The sequence below is a fragment of the Sphingobium lignivorans genome (assembly GCF_014203955.1).
GTDB lineage: Bacteria > Pseudomonadota > Alphaproteobacteria > Sphingomonadales > Sphingomonadaceae > Sphingobium > Sphingobium lignivorans.
Map to the genome: position 1 here is coordinate 2,602,794 of NZ_JACHKA010000001.1, position 21,479 is coordinate 2,624,272.

Consider the following 21,479-nt stretch of genomic DNA (forward strand, 5'->3'; position numbering starts at 1 on the left):
TTCCGGTTCAACCGAAATGATAAGCTTCGGCGATTTCCTGCCCAAGCATGTTGCACTGGACGATCTTGCTCTGGATCGTCTCATGCAAGCCTTTTTCGAAGATCGCGCCGCTGCTGGTCTGGGCCAGGGCTTCCACCATCTCCTCGCCGCGCAGATTCGCCGGCGTGCGCTGCCCGTGCCAGTGCGCCAGCCGCTGGAGCCGATAGGCCAGCTGGTCGAAGCAGTAGAGGACGCTGCGGGGAAACTGCCGGTTGAGCATCAGGAAATCGGTGATCTGCCAGGGCGAGTAGGAGCCGCCATAGACATGATGATAGGCCCGGCTGCCCGACAGCGCATGCAGCACGGACGTCCACTGATAATGGTCGCGATGCCCCCCGACGACTTCGGTTTCCGGCAGAAGGACATAATATTTGACGTCCAGCAGCCGCAACGTCATCTGCGCCCGCTCCAGCGCCCCCCCGGCGCGCAGGAAATCGTGGCCCTCGTTGCGCAAGTGACTGCTTTCCGTGGCGCCGCGGAACATCATCGCCCGGTTCTTCACCCAGTCGACCAGCTCGGCGAAGTCGCGACGGGCATCGGCGACGCCATAGGTCTCCAGCTTGCGCCAGCCCTCGTTCAGCGACTCCCACATCTCCTGCGTGAGCGCGGTGCGCACCGACTTGCCGTTCTGCCGCGCCCGGGCCAGGCATGAGCGGATGGACGCCGGATTGTCCGGGTCGAGCATCAGATGTTCGACGATATCGCTCTCGCGAATGATCGCATCCTTGCCGAAGGCATCCTCGCAGCCAGTGACGCGGACGACAGACCGCCATTCGTCGCGCATGGTGGCGGCGGGCAGAATCGCCATGCGCTGCCCCATGGTGAGCAGTCGCGCCGTGGACTCGGCGCGCTCCATGTAACGCGCCATCCAGAAGAGATTCTCGGCGGTGCGGCTCAGCATGGGCAGCCCTCCGTCATCGCAGCACCCGTCATCCCACCACCCTTCATCGCAGCACCCAGGTATCCTTGACCCCGCCGCCCTGACTTGAATTGACGACCAGCGACCCTTCCGCCAGGGCCACGCGAGTCAGGCCGCCCGGCACCAGCCGTATCTCCTTGCCGACGAGGCAATAGGGCCGGAAATCGACATGGCGCTGCACCAGCCCGGATGGCCCCAGCGTCGGCGATGTGGACAGGTCAAGCGTGGGCTGCGCAATGAACTCGGCCGGATTGGCGCGGATGCGCTCGGCATAGGTCGCGACTTCCTCCGCGCTGGCCTGCGGGCCGATGAGCATGCCGTAGCCGCCCGAGCCATGGACTTCCTTCACCACAAGCTCGGGCAGATGGTCCATGACATAGGCATAATGGTCCGGCAGACCGCACTGCCATGTCGGCACATTCTGGAGGATCGCCGTTTCGCCGAGGTAGAAGCGGATCATCTCGGGCACATAGACATAGACCGCCTTGTCGTCCGCGATGCCGGCGCCGGGCGCCGAGCAGAGCGTGACCCCACCGCCGCGATAGGCATTGAAGAGCCCGGGCACGCCCAGCATGCTGTCCGGCCGGAACGCCAGCGGATCGAGAAAATCATCGTCGATGCGCCGGTAGATGACGTCCACCCGGCGCGGCCCGGACGTCGTCTTCATGTAGACGAGCCCCTCGTCCACGAAGAGATCGGCCGGCTCCACCAGCTCCACGCCCATGAGATCGGCGAGATAGCTGTGTTCGTAATAAGCGCTGTTGAAGGCGCCCGGCGTCAGGACGACGACCTGGGGCTTGTCCTTGCAGGCGGGCGGCGCGACTTCCTGGAGGGACTTGAGGAGCTGGCTGGGATAATCATCCACCGGCGCCACGCGCTCCAGCGCGAACAGCTCGGGGAACATGCGCGTCATGATCTCGCGGTTCTCGAGCATGTAGGAGACACCGGACGGCGTCCGGCAATTGTCTTCCAGCACCATGAAGTCGGACAGGCTCGTGCGCACGATGTCGATGCCGACGATGTGGCTGTAGACCCGGCCGGGCGGCGTGAAGCCGGCCATCTCGGGCTTGTAGGCCTTGTTCTGATACACGATGTCGGCCGGAACGATCCCGGCACGGATGATCTCGCCGCGATTGTAGACATCGAGCAGGAAGGCGTTGAGCGCTGCCGCCCGCTGGCGAATCCCCGCTTCGAGCCGCTGCCATTCCATCGCCGTGAAAATGCGCGGCAGGAGATCGAACGGGATCAGGCGCTCGGGGTCCCCGCCCTCCCCGTAGACCGCAAAAGTGATGCCGATGCGCCGGAAGATCGCTTCTGCTTCACCGAGCCTGCGATGCAGCCCCTCTATTCCTGTTTCCTCCACCCATTGCTGGATGACCGCATAGCAGTCCCGAATTTCCCCGGCGTCGCCCAGCATCTCGGAAAAGGTCATAGGCTTTTGTTTTTCTCGGCCTCATTGTGCATCGCAGCATAGTGCGCGCGCCATTTCCAAAATCAAGCCGAAAAATCACCTGACTTGCCGCTGTCCCGACGCCGCACCTCTTTTTGCGTCCTTGAGCCTTACGGAGCCCTGGTGCCCTGCGGGCGCGCGTGTTTGGGCGGTGATGAAAAAGATTTCGTGACCTTGTTCGATTATTGCTGGACGTGACGGCCTTTTCGAGGCATTTTCGACCATGATGCTGTACCGGATCTCGATCATCCGCCTTACGCGACTTACGCGCCCTTAGGCGCGACCATGCGGTTGCCGCAGGCGGCACCCTGCGCCTAAGGGCATTCGGAAAGTCACAATCGAGACTCAAACGACCGGAGCGAGTCGGCGCGGCCTGTCCGCTGCTTTTTCCGGCAAAGGCGAAATAGCTGACCCATGATGCTGATCGATCCTTCCCGTAAGTACCGCCCTTTCCCGCAAGTCGACCTGCCGGACCGGCAATGGCCCTCGCGCACGATCACCAAGCCGCCCCGCTGGCTCTCCACGGACATGCGCGACGGCAATCAGGCCCTCATCGATCCGATGGATACGGAGAAGAAGACTCGCTTCTTCGAGCTCCTGACCCGGATCGGGCTCAAGGAGATCGAGGTCGGCTTCCCCTCCGCGGGCGCGACCGAATTCGATTTCATTTCCGGGCTGGTGCGCTCGGGGCGCATTCCAGACGATGTGATCGTGCAGGTGCTGACGCAGGCGCGCCGTGACCTGATCGAACGAACCTTCGAGAGCCTGCAAGGCGCGAAGCAGGCGATCGTGCATGTCTACAATGCCGTGTCCCCGGCCTGGCGGCGGATCGTGTTCAACATGGACCGACCGCAGATCAAGGACATCGCGATCAACGCCGCTAAGATCATCCGCGACGAAGCGGCAAAGCAGCCGAACACGGACTGGTCCTTCGAATATAGTCCCGAGACCTTCTCGACCGCCGAGCTGGATTTCAGCCTGGAATGCTGCGAGGCGGTGATGGACATTCTGCGCCCCACGCCCGAGAAGCCGCTGATCCTCAATCTCCCGGCGACCGTGGAAGCGGCGACGCCCAATATCTACGCCGACCAGATCGAGTGGTTCTGCCGCCACATCCGGGATCGGGACAGCGTCGTCATCTCGCTCCATCCGCACAATGACCGGGGCACGGGTGTCGCCGCCGCCGAACTGGGGCTGCTCGCGGGCGCCGACCGCGTCGAAGGCTGTTTGTTCGGCAATGGCGAGCGCACCGGCAATTGCGACCTCGTGACCGTGGCCCTCAACATGTACACGCAGGGCGTCGCGCCCGGGCTCGACTTCTCCAACATGGAGGAGGTCGTGCAGACCGTCACGTACTGCAACCAGCTCCCCGTCCACCCGCGCCATCCCTATGCGGGCGATCTGGTGTTCACGGCCTTCTCCGGCAGCCACCAGGATGCGATCAAGAAGGGCTTTGCGGCGCAGGAACAGCGCAATGACGAATATTGGGACGTGCCTTATCTGCCGATCGATCCGGCCGACATCGGCTGCTCCTATGAAGCGGTGATCCGCGTCAACTCGCAGTCCGGCAAGGGTGGCGTCGCGTGGGTCCTGCAGCAGGACAAGGGCCTGAAGCTTCCCAAGCGCATGCAGGGCGACTTCTCGAAAGTGGTGCAGGACATGGCCGACTCGTCGAGCCGGGAACTGCATGCCAGCGACATCTGGGATGCTTTCGAACAGCATTATTGCCTCACCGGGCCCCAGCCTTATTCGCTGGTCGATTATTTCGAGAGCGGGCCGGCGGGCCAGCGCGTCTTCACCGGAAAGATCGCCCATAATGGCGAGGAGCGCAGCATTTCCGGGCGCGGCAATGGCCTGATCTCCTCGGTGCTTTCCGCCCTGCGCGAGGAACTGGGCATCGGCCTCGACGTCGTCGACTATAGCGAGCATGCCATCGGCACGGGTCGTGATGTCCATGCGGCGGCCTATGTCGAATGCCGCACCGATGACGGGCACACGGTGTTCGGCGTCGGCCTCGACGAGGATATCGCCACGGCGTCCGTACAGGCCGTGCTCTCGGTCGCCAACGGGCTGGAACGGCGCGTGCTGACTTCCGCCAGCGCCGCATGATGCGCGGACCGGCCGGAAAAAGGCGCGCTTCGTTGCTCGCAGCGGCGCTGGCGATTCTTTCGGGAGCGCCGGCCGGTGCCGCGGAGCCCTGGACCCTGCTGATCCATGGCGGAGCCGGAGTCATCGAGCGCGGGAACATGACGCCGGAACGGGACGCCGAGATTCGCGCGGCTCTCAGGAGCGCGCTCGAAGCCGGCGGCGCCGTGCTCAATCGGGGCGGGACCGCGCTCGATGCGGTGGAAGCAACCGTGCGCGTTCTTGAGGATTCCCCTCATTTCAATGCGGCGCGCGGCGCAGTGTTCACGTCCGCCGGCACCAACGAAATGGACGCGGCGATCATGGAAGGTTCGACACGCCGGGCCGGCGCGGTCGCCGGCGTGACGCGCACTAAAAATCCCGTCTCGCTTGCGCGCGCCGTGATGGAGAAGAGCAAGCACGTCATGTTCGTCGGCTCCGGGGCGGACGCATTTTCGCTCGAGGCCGGGCTGGAGCAGGCCGATCCGGCCTATTTCCGCACCGAGCTGCGCTGGCAGCAGCTGCAGGACCTGCGCGCGCGGGGCCAGGGCGCGGCGCGGCTTACGAATCCCGAATTCAAATACGGGACGGTGGGCGCCGTTGCCCGGGACAGCCAGGGGCATCTCGCCGCCGCGACCTCCACGGGGGGACTGACCGGAAAGACTCCCGGACGCGTGGGCGACTCGCCCGTCATCGGCGCCGGCACTTATGCGGATGATCGCGCCTGCGCGGTCTCAGCAACGGGTGCCGGTGAATATTATATCCGGGAAGGCGTGGCGCACGAGATCTGCGCGCGCATCCGCTTCGCCGGGGAGAATGCGCAGGTCGCCGCCGACACGGTGCAGGCGGAAACGCTGGCCATGGGCGGCGATGGCGGCGTCATCGTGGTGCCGGCCAGAGGGGAAGGCGCCTTCTCCTTCAACACGCCGGGCATGTACCGCGGCCGCATGACGGCGGGACAGGCGCCGCAGGTCGCTATCTACGGCGACGAATAAGGTCACCCGGGAAAGCGCGCGGCTTCCGGAACCTCAGGCACCAATCCGCAGACCGAGCCAGAAGGTCTGCGGCGTGCCCAGGTCGATGCTCTCGCCCACCTTGCGCGTGAGGATGGTCGCATCCAGCAGATTCTCGACCCGGCCCACCAGCGCGACCTGGCGCGTCAGCGGCACGCGCGCATAGCCGTCGAACGTGAGCACGCCCGGCATCCGGTCCGTTTCCAGATCGTCCTCGAATTGCGGCCCCACATAGCGCGCCGTGAGCGCGAGCCGGGCCTGCGCCGGAGCGCGCCATCCCAGGGTGGCACTGGCGCTGTGGCGCGGGCTTTGCGCTGGCCGCATGCCGTCCAGCGGCGCGGCATTGCCGCTCGCCTCGACCTTGCTGTCATTGAAGGCATAAGAGGCGGAAAGATCGAATGTCCCGGCCTCTACCGCCCCGCTCAGTTCCACGCCCTTGCTGACGATGGCGTCCACATTGCGCCGCTGACGCATGTTGGTGCCGATCGTCACATTGGCAATGGCGTTCTCAAGCCGGTTGTAGAAGCCGGTCAGGGACAGGCGAACGCCGGGAGCGGGCGTCAGGTCGATTCCCCCTTCCCCGCCCTTCAGCCGTTCGGGCGAGAGCGCTGCGTTGGCCTGCGTCACCACCGGGAAGACGGTAAAGCCGCGATACAGTTCATTGATGGTGGGCAGGCGGAAACTCGTATACCCCGCCGCGCGCAGGGACAGGGCCTCGGACATCCGCCAGAGCAGCCCGCCGCGCACACTTGCCTCCCAGTCGTTGCGATCGGGATGAACGGTGGTGCTCACGGCGCCGGTCGTCGCGTTGCGTTCCGTGAACCGCCCCCGGCTGATCTCCCAGCGATCCGCGCGCGCGCCGGCTGTCAGCACGACGTCGCCGAGCGTCCAGTCATCCTCGATATAGACGCCGCTGGTGACTTGCCGGCCGGTCGCGTCCCGCCGCACCATGGCGGCGCCGGTCGTGGCGTTCAGCGTCTCCTCATACATGTCGGCCGTGGCGAAACGGCTGTCCACACCGATGCGCAGCACATGATCGGCTCCAACGGGCGGGCGGATCTCCACCTTGCCGCCAAGGCCGGTCGAAGGCGTGTTGCGTTGATCGAGCGTCGGGCGGAAGCTGGTGGAGCTGATGACGATGTTGTCGAAATTGCGAAGCTGGACATAAGCGAGCGCTTCGACCTGCCAGCGCCCGCGCGACAGGTAGCGCAGGCTGGCATCCTGCCCCGCCTGTCCGTTATCGGCCCCGGCGAACCGCAGGGTGCGATCATCCCGCATGAGATTGACGCGGGCCTGTATCTCCCCCGTGCCCCCCACCGGCGCGACGCCGCGCAGCGTCACGGACCAGCTTCGGTAGCGAGCGGGCACATCTGCCGGGCCGCGCTGGTCGGGCCGGCGTTGTCCAGAAGCCGTCGCCCCGGGAGAAGCTTCCCGAAAGAGATACGAAACCCGCCCCCAGATCGGGCGAGAATGATGCGTTCACTTGCTGGGCATCGCGCGAGCCGTAAAGCGCCGTGGCGCCTAGCAGCGGAAGCTGCGCCCGGTCCGCACTGAACAGCTCGATGGTGCCGGCCACCGTCCCCGCCCCGAATGCGCCGGCGCCGCCCCCGCGCGTGATGCGAACCGCGCCGATGGTCTCGAGCGGCAGGGCATTGAACGGGATGGACCCGAAGAAGGGATCGGCCAGCGGCACGCCATCGAGGAGCACGAGCGCCCGGCTGGTGGCATTGCCCCCCAGCGCGCGCAGCGTGACGCCCTGCGCCGAGGGATTGGCGGAGCGACTGTCCGACCGGCGGAATTGCTGAAAGCCGGCAACATCCGCCAGGGCATGCTCGACGCTTCCGGAGGCGTCTTCCTCCAGCCGCTCCCGCCCGATCGTGACTGACCCGTAAGCCGGAGTGCCGGGCGGCAAGTCCAGCCCTCGTCCCAGCACGACGATATCCCCCGGGGAGGGAGGCGCCTCCGCCAGCAACGGGCCGGGTGCGGCCATGGCAGCGGTCGCGCAAAGGGAAATACTGAGCTTACGAAGGATCATGGGGGCCTCTTGCCGCATGGCCGGTGGCTTGGCAACTCGGCGCCGGGGCGCAGTCGGCCTGTAGCGCTCATGCAACCCCGTTCTATTTGTTGCGATCCTGTTGCACTGCACCGCCTTATCTCTTTGACACGCCTTGCTCTTTGGCCGATGGTCAAAAAAGGACGGATAAGAAAATGGGCACAGTGAACCTGGAGGGGCTCTCATCGGTCGTCGACCTGAGCGGGGTCGAGGGAGAACGGCGCGCGGACATATGGACCGGTGCGGCGCCGGCCATCTTTCCTGGCCTGCGTATCGACACCATCGAACCGCATCCGAGCATCGGATCGATCCAGCATAGCCGCATGGGCCAGGGCGCCCTTTTCGCCATCACCTCCGCGCCGGCCGAAGTGGCTTATGTCCCGCGGGCAGTCAACGAAACGGGCCAGCATCTCACGCTGATGCTGCAGACAGATGGCTCGATGGTGGCCTTTCAGCGCCAGCGTCATTGCGAGCTTGGCCCGGGCGACATCTGCTTCATCGATGAACGCCAGCCTTTCCGGCTGATCGGCACGGGCTGCAGCCAGTTCATGCTGCTGCGCATGCCCCGCATGCTCGCGCTCAATCGCTTCCCCGAGCTGGAACATCTCGTCGCGACGATCATTTCGTGCCGCGATCCGGGCACGCAGCTGCTGGCGCAAACGCTGATCCATCTCCTGCACGTCGCCAACGAACTGCGCGAGGCGCAGCAGAACGCTGCGATGAATGCGATCATTCACATGCTGGGCGCCACCTCGGGCCTCGCCTGCGATCTGGAGACGGTCCACTGGCGCGTTCAGAAGGCGCTGGACTTCATCGAGATGAACCTGCCGAGCCCGGATCTTTCCGCCGAACAGGTGGCCCGGGCGCAGCATATCAGCCGGCGGCGACTCGACCAGCTCATGCGGGACGCGCTGGGCCTCTCGATCACCGGCCAGATCTGGAACCGCCGCCTTCAGCGCGCGGCGGACGACCTGCGCGATCCCCGCTGGGCCAATGCCCCGATCTCGCAGATCGCCTTCGCCAACGGTTTCGAGGACCCTGCGCATTTCGCCCGCGCCTTCAAGCGGCGGTTCGAGGAAACGCCGGGCCAGTGGCGCGCCCGGGTGCGCATACCGCACTGAAGACGCCGCCCGGCAGACACCGGGCAAGCCTCCGTCCTCTTTACAGCGCGCGGGTCGGCATGCTGATGGACCGCCAGATATGCGCGGGCCGGGCTGTGATCGAAGCCAAGGCCCTCCTCCGGCTGCCGGAAATTGCGACCGATGACGTCCTCGAATTCCTCGAGTTCCACCGTCACCTCGGGATCGAACGCATAATAGTCGTTGAGGCAGATCAGGCGGCCGGTCATGTAGTAACGATGGTCGCGGAAGCGCTCATAGGCTTCACGGACATAGGGTTCGGGGACGAAGTCGGCCCCGAAATATTTGATATAGGCTTCCGGATAGGCGTAGCCCACGGAAGGATCGGGGAAGAAGCGCAGCACCTGATGGGCGCGGATCGCCCAGCTCACTTCCTCATCGACATAAGGCTCGACCATCGCCGCGCCCCAATAGCCGTGGTCGCCGCAGATGAAGCCCGTGACACTGATGTCATGCAGCAGGCAGGCCAGCACCACTTTCTCGTCATGGCCATTCTTCATGGCAAGACGCGCGCTCTGCATGACATGCTGGGTATTGCCGAAACGCAGGCGGAAGAAGTCCATGAGCGTCGGCTTTTCCGGCATCGGGGGAATGCGCGGGTCCGGCCCCATGAGGAACTTCTTGCCGGCCGCCAGCGCATCGAACAGGTCGTGTCCGGGGCTGGAAGGATCATGCTCGCCCGACCGGTAGATGGCCGAGCGGATGGGCTGGCGCTGCGCCACCTTGCGCTCCAGTTCCATGCTCATTTCATGTTCGAGCGCATCGGCACGCTCGGAAAGGGAAGCCATGCCGCTCTCCTGAAAAACTGCGTTTCCCAACTCTAGCGCTCGCGGCCGGCGGAGGCCAGCCCATCACGGCCGATGAACAGCAACATGGGGTGGGCGGGGCGCAGGCGCGCCTGTTTTTACAGGACTTCCTGCGCCTCGGCTTCCGCGATGCCGTCGCGCTGGCCAATCGCCGTCGTGACGGAGATGTCCATCATGACATTCCCGAGCGTGCGGAAAATGTCCGGTATCGTTTCCACGGCCAGCAGCAGCGCGAGCGGCTCCACCGGAGCGCCCAGCACGATGCAGATCGGTGCGATCGCCGTCACGAAGCTGATCTGCCCCGGCAAGCTGACCGAGCTGAGCGAGGTGAGCACGCAGACGAGGATCGCCATCGCAAGCTGTGCGGGGCCGACCGTCACGCCGAACCAGTGCGCGACATACAGCGCGACGCCGATGTTCATGGCCGGCCCCGTCGCGCGCAGCAGCGCCACTGCCATCGGCAGCACGACATCGGCCGTGGACTCATGGACGCCGAGCTGCCGGGCCTTGCGCAGCATGATCGGCAGGCACGCCAGCGAGGATTGGGTACTGATCGCCAGCGCCTGGACAGGCACGATCTCTCGCGCATAGTCCCGCAGGGCAATGCGGCCGCCCAGCACCGCCACCAGATAAGCGACCAGCGCGATGAAGATGCCGACCGACGAAAGAACGATCACATAATGGAGCACGGCGCCAAAGATCGCGGCGCCGGAGCGGGCACCGACACCGAAGGCCAGCGCGAAGACGCCGATAGGCGCGAGCCGCAGCACCCAGCCGATGACGATGATGAGCGCATCCGCCGTCGCGGCGAAGAAGCCGGTGAGCTGGCCGCGCGATGCTTCCGGCAGGCGCGTGATGGCAAAAGCGAAAGCACCGGTAAACACCAGCAGCGGCAGGATGGCGTCGCTCGCCGCAGCCGCCACCGGGTTTGTGGGCACGATGGTGGTCAGGAACTCGCCGAAGGGTGGCACGGCGGCCACCTCGACCCCACTGCCGAGCGCCGCCTTCAGGGCATCGGCCGATCCGGCGGGCATCGGCCAGAGCTGGATCAGGAGAGGCGTCAGGAAGGCCCCTATGGTGCCGGAGATCGCCATGGCCGCGAGGATCCACCCGAGCGCCAGCCCCGCGATGCGTCCCGCCCGCGCCGCCCGCGCCGCCTGCGCCACGCCCGTGATGAGCAGGGAAACGACGAGAGGGACGACCGTCATGCGCAAACCGTTCAGCCACAGGCTCCCCACGGGATCGGTCACTGCGGTGATGCCGGACGCCAGACCCGTGGCATAGGCATCCCCCAATAGCCCGAGGACAAGGCCCAGGATCAGGGCAATGAGGATGAACCCGGCATTGGACATGCAGCAGAGCCTCGCGATCAGACGGCTCTCGCCGCTCACAGAAAAACGCGCCCCTGCGCGACGATACCGCGTCCGGGCCCGCTTTCAGTATCGGAAATCCGGAAAGGAGCAATGCCCCGCTGCCTTCAGCGGTTCCATGACGTCCCGGCGGCCGCTTTCCCCTGTCCTACACCCCCTCTGTCATGGCAGCCTTGCCGAATAGCTCTTCCTGCCGACGGGAGGAGCAGAGCACGGCTCTTTCTTATTGAAGCGTTCCAACGTCCGGTCAGCCTGCGCAGGCTTGCCGGGGCGGGGTCTGGCGCCCGCCGCATCAGACCCGCCGCAAAGTTCAGGGAAGCGGAAGATGAGGCCGACGTGTCCTCATCTTTGTCAACTTCCAGACCGCTGTGCGGTGTTGGAGCGTCATCGTCAGTCACGCGTGGAGCGGTCGCGCAATCCGCGGCCGCCATCCCATCCTGATGGGTGCCAGTCCCGCGACGACCTCGCGAATCGGCCTGCGGCGCCTATCCCGCGCTGCCTGCCGGGGGACTCTCCCCGCCATTCGAGTCCATGCCGCCCGCGAACCTGTCGCACAGGAATATCATCAGGGCTTCCACATGCGGGTTGGCAAGCCGATAGTAGATCGTCTGCGCTTCTCGCCGGGTCTGGAGGATGCCTCCCTCGCGCATCTTGGCCAGGTGCTGGGAGACACTGGATTGGGAAAGGCTGCACAGGCCCACCAGTTCGCCGACGGATGCCTCGCCCTCGCGCAACCGGCAAAGCAGCAGCAGCCGTTGCTCGTTGGCGACCAGCTTGAGCAGGCCGGCGACTTCCGTCGCCCGCTCGCAGAGCTGGCCCATCGCCATGTGGGACATCATCATCATTCGGTCGCGGGCCTCCCGTCATCCCTGAGCACGATATAGATGGCCGGAATAACCAGCACGGTCAGCAGCGTCGAGGAGGCAAGGCCGAACAGAAGCGAAATCGCGAGACCCTGAAAGATCGGATCGGTGAGGATCACCGCCGCACCGATCATCGCAGCCGCCGCCGTCAGCACGATCGGCTTGAAGCGGATGGTGCCCGCCTCCAGCAACACGGCGCGAAGCGGCTTGTCCGGCGCGGCGGTGTGGCGGATGAAATCGACGAGCAGGATCGAATTGCGCACGATGATGCCGGCGAGCGCGATGAAGCCGATCATCGAGGTGGCCGTGAAGGGTGCGCCAAACAGCATATGGCCGATGACGATGCCCACCAGCGTCAGCGGCACGGGCGTGAGAATGACCAGCGGCAGCTTGAAGTTACGGAACTGGGCGACCACCAGAATGTAGATGCCGAGCAGCGCGACCATGAATGCGGCGCCCATGTCGCGGAACGTCACCCAGGTGATTTCCCACTCACCATCCCACAACAGGCTGGGCTTCGATTCATCCTGCGGCTGACCGTTGAGACGTATCTCCGGCTTCACCAGCCCCTTGCCTGCCCAATCATAGGCCTCCACGGCACGATTGACTTCGATCATGCCATAGATCGGCGCTTCATAGGCGCCGGCAAGCTCGGCCGTCACCATGTCGGCGAAGCGCCCGTCCCGGCGGAAGATCGCGCGGCTGCCCTGTTCCATCCGCGCATCCGCCACGGCGCCCAGATCGATGAGCTGGCCGCCGGGCCCCTGCGCCACCGGGGTTTCGGCAAGGCCCTGCGTCCAGCTGCGGTCCTTCTGTTCCAGTGCGATGGTGATGGGGAGCGGCGTGCGCCCGTCACCGCGCGGCGCGTAACCGATGGTCTGACTGCCCATCAGCATGCCGACACTGTCCGCCACCTGCCGCTCGGAAAGGCCATAATAGTCGATCCGGTCGCGTTTGAACTCCAGCCTCAGCCGGGGCCGCTCGGTTCCAAAGCTGTTGTCCACGTCGACGATGAAGGGCACGGACCGGAAGATTGCTTCCAGTTCCGTCGCCGTCTTCTGGCGAGTCGCGGCGTCAGGGCCATAGACCTCTGCCAGCAGCGTGGCGAGCACGGGCGGCCCGGGCGGCGTCTCGACCACCTTGACCGAAGCGCCCGCCGGCAGCCCGAGGACCCTCAACCGCTCGCGCAGGTCCAGCGCGATGTCATGGCTGGACCGATCACGATCCCCCTTGGGCAGCAGCGTGACCATGACATCGCCCATCTCGGGCTGTGCGCGCAGGAAATAATGGCGCACGAGTCCGTTGAAGTTGAACGGCGCGGAGGTGCCGACATAGGCTTCCATCGCCGTCGCTTCCGGCAGCGCGCGCACGACCGCGGCGACATCCTCCAGCACCCTGCCGGTCCCTTCCAGCGACGTGCCTTCGGGCATGTCGACGATCACCTGCACTTCCGACTTGTTGTCGAAGGGGAGCAGCTTCACGGTCACGGCCTTGAAATAGAACATCGAGCAGGCAACCAGCGTGGCGATGCCGACGCCGATGAGGAAGCGCCAGGCGGATTTGCGGCTGTCGATCACCCGATGCGCGACCCTGGCGTAGATCTGGCCAAGCCGCCCGCCGCTTTCATCATGGCCATGTCCGGCGGCCAGCGTCTTGCGGGCGAAGCGGATCATCAGCCATGGCGCGATCACCACCGCCACGAAGAAGGAGAAGATCATCGCCGCCGAGGCATTGACCGGAATCGGCGCCATATAAGGGCCCATCAGCCCGGAAACGAACAGCATGGGCAGCAGCGCCGCGACCACGGTAAGCGTTGCCACCACCGTGGGGTTGCCCACTTCCGCCACCGCCTCGATCGCGCCCTGCGTCCGCGTGCGCCCGTCATTCATGGCCCAGTGGCGGGCAATGTTCTCGATCATGACGATCGCGTCGTCGACAAGGATGCCGATGGAGAAGATCAGCGCGAACAGGCTGACGCGATTGATCGTGTAGCCCATCAGGTTCGAGGCAAACATCGTGAGCAGGATCGTGGTGGGAATGACCACCGCCGTCACGGCCGCTTCCCGCCAGCCGATGGCAAAGCCGATCAGCGCGACGATGGAGACTGTCGCGAGGCCGAGATGGAACAGCAGTTCGTTCGCCTTCTCGTTCGCCGTCTCGCCGTAATTGCGCGTGACCGAGACCTCCACGCTCTGCGGCAGCAGCGTACCGCGCAGGCTCTCGACGCGCTCCAGGATCGCATCGGAGACCACGACCGCGTTGGCCCCCGCCCGCTTGGCGATGGCAAGGCTGACTGCCGGGGCGGAGTGCCATGCCTCGCCCGTCTTCGCCCAGCGCCAAGCGCGCGCCTGATCCTCTCGCGGTCCCTGCGTCACTTGCGCCACATCGCGCAGATAGACCGGTGCGCCGGAGGCCGCGCGCACGGTGAGCAGGCCGACTTGCTGCGCCGAGGAGAGCGTGCGCCCGGCCGTCACCGTCACGGCCTTGCCTTCCTCCCGCACCGTGCCCAGCGGGAAGCTGCGGTTCGCCTGTGAAGCCGCTTCGATCAGGCTGCCGAGCGGCACACCATATTGGCGCAGCTTCGCGGGATCGGGCGCGATGCGGATTTCCTCCGGACGACCGCCCACGATGAAGGTCAGCCCCACATCGTCCACTTTCGCGATCTCCGTCCTCAGGCGGGCGGCAAGTTCATAGAGGCTGGCGTCCGTCCACTGGCCCGCGGCATCCGGACGCGGGGTGAGCGTCAGCACGACGGCCGGCACGTCATTGATTCCGCGCACGGTCACTTTGGGATCCGGCACGCCGACCGGCTTGCGATCCCAGTTCGCCCGGAGCTTCTCCTCGATGCGAATGGCCGCATCCTCCGGGTCCGATCCGACCAGGAAGCGCGCGGTCACCATCACGCCGTCGTCCTGCGCCTGGGTGTAGACATGCTCCACGCCGTCCACGCTCTTGACGATCGTCTCCAGCGGAATGCCGACCAGCTCGGTGGCGTCCGCCGCACTCAGGCCCGGCGCCATCACCTGAATGTCGACCATCGGCACGCTGATCTGCGGCTCCTCCTCGCGGGGGATGGAGAAGAGAGCCAGCAGACCAACGGCCAACGCCGCAAGCAGGAACAGCGGCGTCAGAGGAGAATCGATCGTGGCGCGCGTGAGACGCCCGGAGATGCCAAGTTTCATCAGTTCGGCACCTTGTCGGCAGTCTGGGGACTCGCGGGCCCGGCACCTGCCGCCTGCGGCGCGAACAGCGTGTCGCCGAGCGCGACACCGCTCAGAATCTCGACCTTCCCGGCCTCGGCAGTTGGCGCGATCTGGACCGGGACCATGCTCAGCCTTTTGTCTGCCGTGACGACCTGCACCTGATCGATGCCATAGCGCGTGGTGACGAAGCGTTTCGGCACGACCAGCGCGCTGCGCCGCCCAACGGCAACCGACGCACCGACGCGGCGCCCGACGAGATCAGCTGCAAGGCCGGGCAATGTCGCATCGACACGCACCTGGCCGCCCGTCACGGCGGGATAGACCTGCACGACCCGGCCTTCGCGCGAACCTTCCGGCATGTCGCTTGCATCCACCAGCACCGGCGCGCCGATTCGCACCTGCGGGGCGACAGTCTCGGGCAGCATCAGCCGCAGGATCGGTGGTCCGGCGGTCACCGTGGCGATCGACATGCCCGGCGCGACCACGGAACCGGCGGGAATGTCCGCACGCAGCACCTGTCCCGTTGCGGGGGCCAGCACCGCGCCCTGGCCGGCCACGCTGGCGCTGGCGCCCTGCTGCGCCCGGGTCGCGGCGACCTGCGCATTGGCGGCGCGCGCCATGGCTACTGCCTGATCGAGGCGAGCCTTGGCATAGACGCCGTTGTCATAAAGGTCGCGTATGCGCGCGAGATCGGCATTGGCGCGCGCCGCTTCCGCCTGCGCGGGCCGCGACCTGCGCGCCATAAGCCGACGTCTCGTAACCCAGACGCGCATCCACGATCATGCCGATGCGCTGCCCTTTGCGCACCATGTCGCCGGCACGAACGGAGAGGCTCGTGAGCGTGCCGGGAATGCGGGCAAGCGCTTCCGCCTGATCGCGGGTCGCGATTTCCGCGCCGATCGCTTTCAGGTCGGCAATTTCGGTTGGCACCAGCCGCAGTGTCTCCCCGGCAGGCAACGCGGCGGCCGCCGCCGGATCGCGCGCCTGTTCGCCGCCACAGGCCGACAGCGTGAGTGCCGCCCCTGCCAGCCAGAGCCACTTCGCCATGATCCGCCCTCCTCGCTCGCGCCCGTTTGCTCAATCCTGAACCACCGGGAAGCCGGCCGCCTTCCATGCGCCGATGCCCCCGGCGAGATGCGTGTCGATGGACGCCTGCGCCTGCGCGCAACGTTCCAGCGCCATGCCGGACCGCTTGCCGCCAGCACATTGCAGCACAACCGTGCGGCCCTGAGCATCCGGAATCTTACGAGGTGAAAAATCGGAGAGCGGCAGGTTTAATGCGCCCGGGATGTGGCCGGATGCGAACTCGTCGGCTTCACGGACGTCGACCAGCAGAACCGACCCGTCCCGCAGCATGGCGTCAAGCTCCTGAGGGTCGATTTCCCGATGAGCCTTGCCTTTTCCGAATCCGAACATGATTGCCTCCTTCAATTTGTTGATTGCATATATCGCATAATCATTATATTAGTCAATGTCGATTGACGCGACGGAAGGGTGATCCGATGGGCAAACCAAAGATAGTAGTGCTGGGGGCCGGCCTCGGCGGAACAATCGCCGCTTATGAGATCAAGGCCGCAGTGCGCGACAAGGCGGATGTTCTCACCATATCCGGCTCAGAAACATACAGTTTCGTGCCGTCAAACCCTTGGGTTGCCGTGCGATGGCGCGAGCCCGAAGCGATTCAGGTCCATTTGCCGCCCGTCTTCCATAAGAAAAAGATCGACTTCACGGCAGTCGGTGCGAAGCGGCTGGATGCCGCCGGCAAGCAGATCGAGCTCAACGACGGGAGCACCATCGATTACGACTATTTCGTAATTGCAACCGGTCCCGACCTCGCATTCGACGAGATCGAAGGTCTGGGGCCCCATGGCGGCCACACCGTGTCCATATGCCAGACATCTCATGCGACAAGCGCGGCCGACGCCTTCGATCGCTTCACGCAATCGCCCGGCCCCATCGTGGTCGGCGCGGTGCAGGGCGCGTCTTGCTTCGGCCCCGCCTACGAGTTCGCGCTCATTCTCGACACGGAGCTGCGCCGCCGCAAGATCCGCGACAAGGTGCCCATGACCTTCGTGACGTCCGAGCCCTATATCGGGCATCTCGGCCTTGACGGCGTGGGCGATACGAAGTCGCTGCTCGAAAGCGAACTGCGCGACCGGCATATCAAGTGGGTCACCAATGCCCGCGTCACCAAGGTGGACCCGGATGTCATGCATGTCGAGGAAATCGGCGAAGACGGGGCCGTCAGGAAGACACATGATCTGCCTTTCGGCTTTTCGATGATGCTGCCCGCCTTCCGTGGCGTCCCCGCCGTGCGGGGCATCGAGGGCCTCACCAATCCGCGTGGGTTCATCATCGTGGACAAGCAGCAGCGCAACCCGACATTCCCCGAGATCTTTGCGCTCGGCGTCTGCGTGGCCATTCCGCCGACGGGCCCGACGCCCGTGCCGGTGGGCGTCCCCAAGACCGGTTTCATGATCGAAAGTATGGTGACCGCCATTGCCGCCAATCTCGCCGCGATCCTGGAGGGCCGCGAACCGACGGCCGAAGCGACATGGAACGCGGTTTGCCTCGCCGATTTCGGGGATGGCGGCGTGGCCTTCGTCGCGCAGCCGCAGATTCCGCCCCGGAATGTCAACTGGTCCTCCAGCGGGAAATGGGTCCACCTCGCCAAGATCGGCTTCGAGAAATATTTTCTGCGCAAGGTCCGCAAGGGCGAGAGCGAGCCCTTCTACGAGAAGCTGGCGCTGCATGTGATGGGTATCCGCAAGCTGCGCCTGTGACGCCCGGTCTGTTTTCCCAGTCTTTCAAGGAGATCATGTCATGACTCTCGATCGTGCCGTTATGTGCTTTGCCGGCTTCGTCGTGTTGCTCGGCGTCATCCTGTCGCTCACCGTCCATCCCTGGTGGCTGGCGCTGACGGCGTTTGCCGGCTTCAACATGATTCAGGCGAGCTTCACAGGCTTCTGCCCCGCCGCGATGATCTTCAAGGCGATGGGCGTTCGTCCGGGGACTGCCTTCAGATGAACCTCGCGCGGACCGCCCTGCTCGGCCTGCTGGCGAGCGTCGCCCTGCCCGCGCAGGCCATGACGCTCGATCAGGCCATCGCGGCGGCCATGACCCATGCGCCGGACATTGCGGCGGCCCGGGCCGACTCCGACACGGCCGACGCACGCGTGCGCGAAGCGCGCGCCGGCGGCCTGCCGAGCGCGACGGTGACAGGCTCGATCGGCGTAGGGCGGCTCGACCCGCAGAATTTCTTCGGCCTGGGCGCCGCCGATGTGACACCCCGGGTCGCGCAGGTGACTGTCGAGCAACCGCTCTTCGCGGGCGGGCGGGTTCACAATGGCATCGCCCGTGCGAAGGCCGGCAGCGACGCCGCGCAGGCAGGAGAAAGCGCCACGCGCAGCCAGATCGTTGCGGCGGTTGCACAGGCCTATGGGGAAGTGCTGACCAGCCGGCGGCTGGTGGACCTGCATGAAGACCTGCTCACGCAGATGCAGGAAATCCAGCGGCAGGCGCAATTGCGCTACCGGGCCGGCGAAAGCCCGAGCACCGATATTGCGCAGGCGGCCGCCCGCCTTGCCGAGGCACAGGCCGGGCTGGCGCGCGCGCAGGGCATGGCTGTCTCCGCGCAAGCGCGTTTCACCAACCTGACCGGTCTGATGCCGGATTCCCCGGAACCTCTGCCCGCCAGTCCGGACCTGCCGCCCACGCTCGACGAAGCCATCGACCTCGCCATGCAGCATAATCCCTGGCTGATGCAGGCCGAAGCGGGCCTGCGCGCCGCTCGCGCGGAGGCGAAAGGCGCACGCTCGGAATTGATGCCTACAGTGGGCGCCTTCGCGGAAGGTGCGATGGTGCGTGACCAGTTCTTCCCCGATTACCGCGCAGACAGCGCCACGGTGGGCATCCGCGCACGCTGGCAAATATTCAGTCCCGGGACCTATGCGAAGATTTCGGGCAGCGACAGCGCCGAGCGCGCGGCGCAAGCGCGGGCCGAAGCGGTGCGCTCGCAGGTCCGCGAGCAGGTGATTGCCGGTTTCCAGGCCGTGCAGACCGCCGCTCTGGTCGAGGATGCATCCCGGAAACAGGCTGAGGCCGCCGCGCAGGCGCGGGACAGCGTCCGCCATGAAGTACGCGTCGGCATGAAGCCGCAGCTCGATCTGCTGGACGCGGAGCGCGAAGCCACGGCGGCCGCGGCTGCCCAGGCCCGTGCATCCACCGATCGGATCGTCGCTGCCTACCGGCTGCTCAGCATGATCGGCCGATAGGCCAGAGGACAAGGAGCAACATAATGCACAAGGACTGGCCGGAAATGGCCCGGGAACTCAGCCACGCCATCAAGGACGTGCGCCTCGGCACGCCCGAGGTCATGAAATCATTTTCGGCCATGGCCAAGGCCGCAACCGAGGCGGGGGCCCTGGACGTCAAGACCAAGGAGCTGATCGCGCTCGCCATCGCGGTCGCGATCCGTTGCGACGGTTGCGTGGCCTTTCATGCGCAGGCCGCGGTGAAACAGGGCGCGACGCGCGACGAGATCATGGAGACCATGGGCATGGCGCTCTACATGGGCGCTGGCCCCAGCCTCATGTATGCCGCGCAGGCGGTGGAGGCTTACGACCAGTTTGCTGCTGAAGCCGGCTGACCCACGCCCGAAGCCTGCATCAGAGCGCGGGAAGAAACGGCCCCAACTGTTTGACAAAGCGATCGATGCTGGCCGTTCGCAGGCCGGCAATGTTGATGCGTCCGCTGTCGGCCATGTAAATCCCGTGGTCCACCCGCAGGGCAGCCACATTCGCGGGGGTTACCGGCAGCAGCGCGAACATGCCGCGTTGACGGCCGATCGGCGCCAGAGCGGGGTGCAACGCAGCGAGCGCCGCACGCAGTCCATTGATCCGACCGCGCATGGTCTCCAGCTCGGCCTTCCAGTCCTCCTTCAGGACCGACTCCGTCAGGATTTCCCGGACGATGGCGGCGCCATGATCCGGCGGCATCGACCACATGCTGCGCGCGAGAGCCTGCAGATGGCCGCGCACCAGAGTCGCCGAACCCGGCGTCGCCCCCTGCACCCAGAGCGCCCCGACCCTGTCGCGGTAGAGACCGAAATTCTTGTCGCAGCTATAGGCCAGCAGCGCCTCGGGCATCGCCTCCAGCAGTGCCAGCGTGGGCGCGACGTCCGCTTCCAGCCCGTCGCCGAGACCATGATAAGCGAGATCCACGAAGGGCACGAGACCGCGTGTCGAGCAGAACCGGACAACCAAAGCCCATTGCGCCGCGGTCAGCGTCACGCCCGTGGGATTGTGGCAGCAGCCATGCAGCACCACGACGTCCCCCGGGCGGGCATTCGCCAGATCGGCCAGCATGGCATCGAGATCCACGTCGGACCGGGACGGATCGAAGAAGCGATGCATGCGCACCGACAGGCCCGCCTGCCGGAAAATCGGCGCGTGATTGGGCCATGTCGGCGTGCCGATCCAGACCGTGGCGTCCGGCCGCGCGCCTGCAAGCAACTCCGCGCCAAGGCGCAGGGCACCGGTTCCGCCAGGTGTCTGGATGCCGGTGAGACGTGGATCGTCCGCGCGCTCGGGGCCAAGGACGAGATCGGCCAGGTAGCGGACGAACAGCGGATCGCCTTCGGTCCCCAGATAGGCCTTTGTATCCTGCCGCTCCAGAAGGCGCCCCTCAGCCGCTTTCACCGACCGCATGATCGGGGTGGCTCCCTGCTCGTCCCGGAACACGCCAACGCCCAGATCGAGCCGGTCGGGTCGGCGGTCCGCCTCGAACAGCGCCGTCAGGCCCAGCAAAGGATCGGCCGGCTGGCGCGTCAGGCCATCGAACAGCGCTCCCTCGTCAGCAGGAGCGGGTTTGCGCGGCATGAGAAGAATGGTCATGCGGCCAGTTTTCCAGAAAAGCCAAGCGATTGCTTTTCAAAACACGCGCAGCATAGATATAAACTGAAACAAATATTATTCAGGAGCGCCATTCATGAGAAAAATCGTCAAACTCGACGAACTGGACCGCCGCATCGTCTCGGAACTCCAGCAGAATGGCGGCCTCAGCAATGCTGAACTCGCCGAACGTGTGGGCAGCACCGGTCCCTCCTGCTGGCGCCGGGTGCGGCAACTGGAAGAGACCGGCGTGCTGCGCGCGACCGTGCGCCTCGCCGATCCCCGCTTGCTCGGGCATGGCGTGAATGTCCTGTGCAATGTGCGACTACGCAATCATGACCCGGAAACATCGCGCCGCTTCATCGACTTCATCGAGAGCGAAGCCCGAATCATGGAATGCTATTCGATGTCCGGCGAATGGGACTATCTGATGCGCGTCGTCGCCAGCGACGTGGCCGATTACGAGGACTTCCTGCTGCACCGGCTCCTCACGCACCCGGCCGTCGCCAATGCCTCCTCGCACTTCGCGCTCTCCATCGCCAAGTACAAAACAGCCCTCCCCATCTTCACCGAGCACTGAACGCCCGCCAGCCCGTTTCGCAAGCTGTA

At 65.6% G+C, this 21,479-nt stretch carries 15 protein-coding genes and 2 pseudogenes; 8 read left to right on the forward strand and 9 right to left on the reverse strand.

Features of this window, described 5'->3' with window-relative positions; translation table 11 throughout:
- Nucleotides 1-7 precede the first annotated feature (7 nt).
- Nucleotides 8-940 (reverse strand): alpha-E domain-containing protein, encoded by a 933-nt coding sequence (locus HNP60_RS12055; protein ID WP_014076875.1) that lies wholly within the window; start codon nucleotides 938-940, stop codon nucleotides 8-10.
- Between the two features lie 43 nt (nucleotides 941-983).
- Nucleotides 984-2,390 (reverse strand): circularly permuted type 2 ATP-grasp protein, encoded by a 1,407-nt coding sequence (locus tag HNP60_RS12060; RefSeq protein ID WP_184154045.1) that lies wholly within the window; start codon nucleotides 2,388-2,390, stop codon nucleotides 984-986.
- Between the two features lie 432 nt (nucleotides 2,391-2,822).
- On the opposite strand from HNP60_RS12060, the gene leuA reads away from it, so the two are divergent.
- Together leuA and HNP60_RS12070 are read left to right on the forward strand one after the other, a co-directional pair.
- Nucleotides 2,823-4,517, forward strand: a complete 1,695-nt coding sequence (leuA, locus tag HNP60_RS12065) for a 2-isopropylmalate synthase (RefSeq protein ID WP_184047508.1) — start codon at nucleotides 2,823-2,825, stop codon at nucleotides 4,515-4,517.
- Nucleotides 4,514-5,527 carry an isoaspartyl peptidase/L-asparaginase family protein gene (locus tag HNP60_RS12070; protein WP_184154048.1) on the forward strand — a complete coding sequence of 338 codons (1,014 nt, stop codon included), beginning with the start codon at nucleotides 4,514-4,516 and terminating at the stop codon, nucleotides 5,525-5,527. The genes leuA and HNP60_RS12070 overlap by 4 nt, the downstream gene beginning before the upstream one ends.
- Nucleotides 5,528-5,560: 33 nt before the next feature.
- On the opposite strand, the pseudogene HNP60_RS12075 reads toward HNP60_RS12070, so the two are convergent.
- Nucleotides 5,561-7,580, reverse strand: a pseudogene (locus HNP60_RS12075) (TonB-dependent receptor).
- 173 nt (nucleotides 7,581-7,753) lie between these two features.
- On the opposite strand from HNP60_RS12075, the gene HNP60_RS12080 reads away from it, so the two are divergent.
- The gene (locus HNP60_RS12080; RefSeq protein ID WP_014076880.1) at nucleotides 7,754-8,719 is read left to right on the forward strand and encodes a helix-turn-helix domain-containing protein; all 966 of its coding nucleotides are present in this window, start codon (nucleotides 7,754-7,756) and stop codon (nucleotides 8,717-8,719) included.
- Nucleotides 8,720-9,641: 922 nt separating this feature from the next.
- Here the strand turns inward: HNP60_RS12080 and HNP60_RS12085 are convergent.
- From HNP60_RS12085 to HNP60_RS12105, 5 genes and pseudogenes are all read right to left on the reverse strand, one after another.
- Nucleotides 9,642-10,895: a dicarboxylate/amino acid:cation symporter gene (locus HNP60_RS12085; RefSeq protein WP_184154050.1), complete on the reverse strand. Its 1,254-nt coding sequence runs from the start codon at nucleotides 10,893-10,895 to the stop codon at nucleotides 9,642-9,644.
- Between the two features lie 503 nt (nucleotides 10,896-11,398).
- Nucleotides 11,399-11,758: an ArsR/SmtB family transcription factor gene (locus HNP60_RS12090; RefSeq protein WP_184154053.1), complete on the reverse strand. Its 360-nt coding sequence runs from the start codon at nucleotides 11,756-11,758 to the stop codon at nucleotides 11,399-11,401.
- A complete protein-coding gene (locus HNP60_RS12095) occupies nucleotides 11,755-14,958 on the reverse strand; it encodes an efflux RND transporter permease subunit (protein ID WP_184154056.1) in 3,204 nt (1,067 codons plus the stop codon). The genes HNP60_RS12090 and HNP60_RS12095 overlap by 4 nt, the downstream gene beginning before the upstream one ends.
- A pseudogene (locus tag HNP60_RS12100) lies at nucleotides 14,958-16,026 on the reverse strand (efflux RND transporter periplasmic adaptor subunit). The gene HNP60_RS12095 and the pseudogene HNP60_RS12100 overlap by 1 nt, the downstream one beginning before the upstream one ends.
- A 30-nt stretch (nucleotides 16,027-16,056) precedes the next feature.
- The gene (locus HNP60_RS12105; RefSeq protein WP_184157025.1) at nucleotides 16,057-16,395 is read right to left on the reverse strand and encodes a rhodanese-like domain-containing protein; all 339 of its coding nucleotides are present in this window, start codon (nucleotides 16,393-16,395) and stop codon (nucleotides 16,057-16,059) included.
- 86 nt (nucleotides 16,396-16,481) lie between these two features.
- On the opposite strand from HNP60_RS12105, the gene HNP60_RS12110 reads away from it, so the two are divergent.
- Genes HNP60_RS12110 through HNP60_RS12125 form a run of 4 tightly spaced genes read left to right on the forward strand, consistent with a single transcriptional unit; the run spans nucleotide 16,482 to nucleotide 19,627 of the window.
- Nucleotides 16,482-17,762 carry an NAD(P)/FAD-dependent oxidoreductase gene (locus HNP60_RS12110; protein ID WP_184154059.1) on the forward strand — a complete coding sequence of 427 codons (1,281 nt, stop codon included), beginning with the start codon at nucleotides 16,482-16,484 and terminating at the stop codon, nucleotides 17,760-17,762.
- Nucleotides 17,763-17,802: 40 nt separating this feature from the next.
- On the forward strand, nucleotides 17,803-18,006 hold the full coding sequence (locus tag HNP60_RS12115; RefSeq protein WP_014076888.1) for a YgaP family membrane protein: 204 nt from the start codon (nucleotides 17,803-17,805) through the stop codon (nucleotides 18,004-18,006).
- Nucleotides 18,003-19,253 carry a TolC family protein gene (locus HNP60_RS12120; protein WP_184154062.1) on the forward strand — a complete coding sequence of 417 codons (1,251 nt, stop codon included), beginning with the start codon at nucleotides 18,003-18,005 and terminating at the stop codon, nucleotides 19,251-19,253. The genes HNP60_RS12115 and HNP60_RS12120 overlap by 4 nt, the downstream gene beginning before the upstream one ends.
- Before the next feature lie 44 nt (nucleotides 19,254-19,297).
- Nucleotides 19,298-19,627 (forward strand): carboxymuconolactone decarboxylase family protein, encoded by a 330-nt coding sequence (locus HNP60_RS12125; protein ID WP_014076890.1) that lies wholly within the window; start codon nucleotides 19,298-19,300, stop codon nucleotides 19,625-19,627.
- Between the two features lie 19 nt (nucleotides 19,628-19,646).
- Here the strand turns inward: HNP60_RS12125 and HNP60_RS12130 are convergent, their stop codons facing one another.
- Entirely contained in the window at nucleotides 19,647-20,873 is a 1,227-nt protein-coding gene (locus HNP60_RS12130) for an amino acid aminotransferase (RefSeq protein WP_184154064.1), read from the reverse strand.
- 94 nt (nucleotides 20,874-20,967) lie between these two features.
- Between HNP60_RS12130 and HNP60_RS12135 the strand changes: the two genes are divergently transcribed.
- Nucleotides 20,968-21,450 (forward strand): Lrp/AsnC family transcriptional regulator, encoded by a 483-nt coding sequence (locus tag HNP60_RS12135; protein WP_184154066.1) that lies wholly within the window; start codon nucleotides 20,968-20,970, stop codon nucleotides 21,448-21,450.
- Nucleotides 21,451-21,479: the final 29 nt, after the last annotated feature.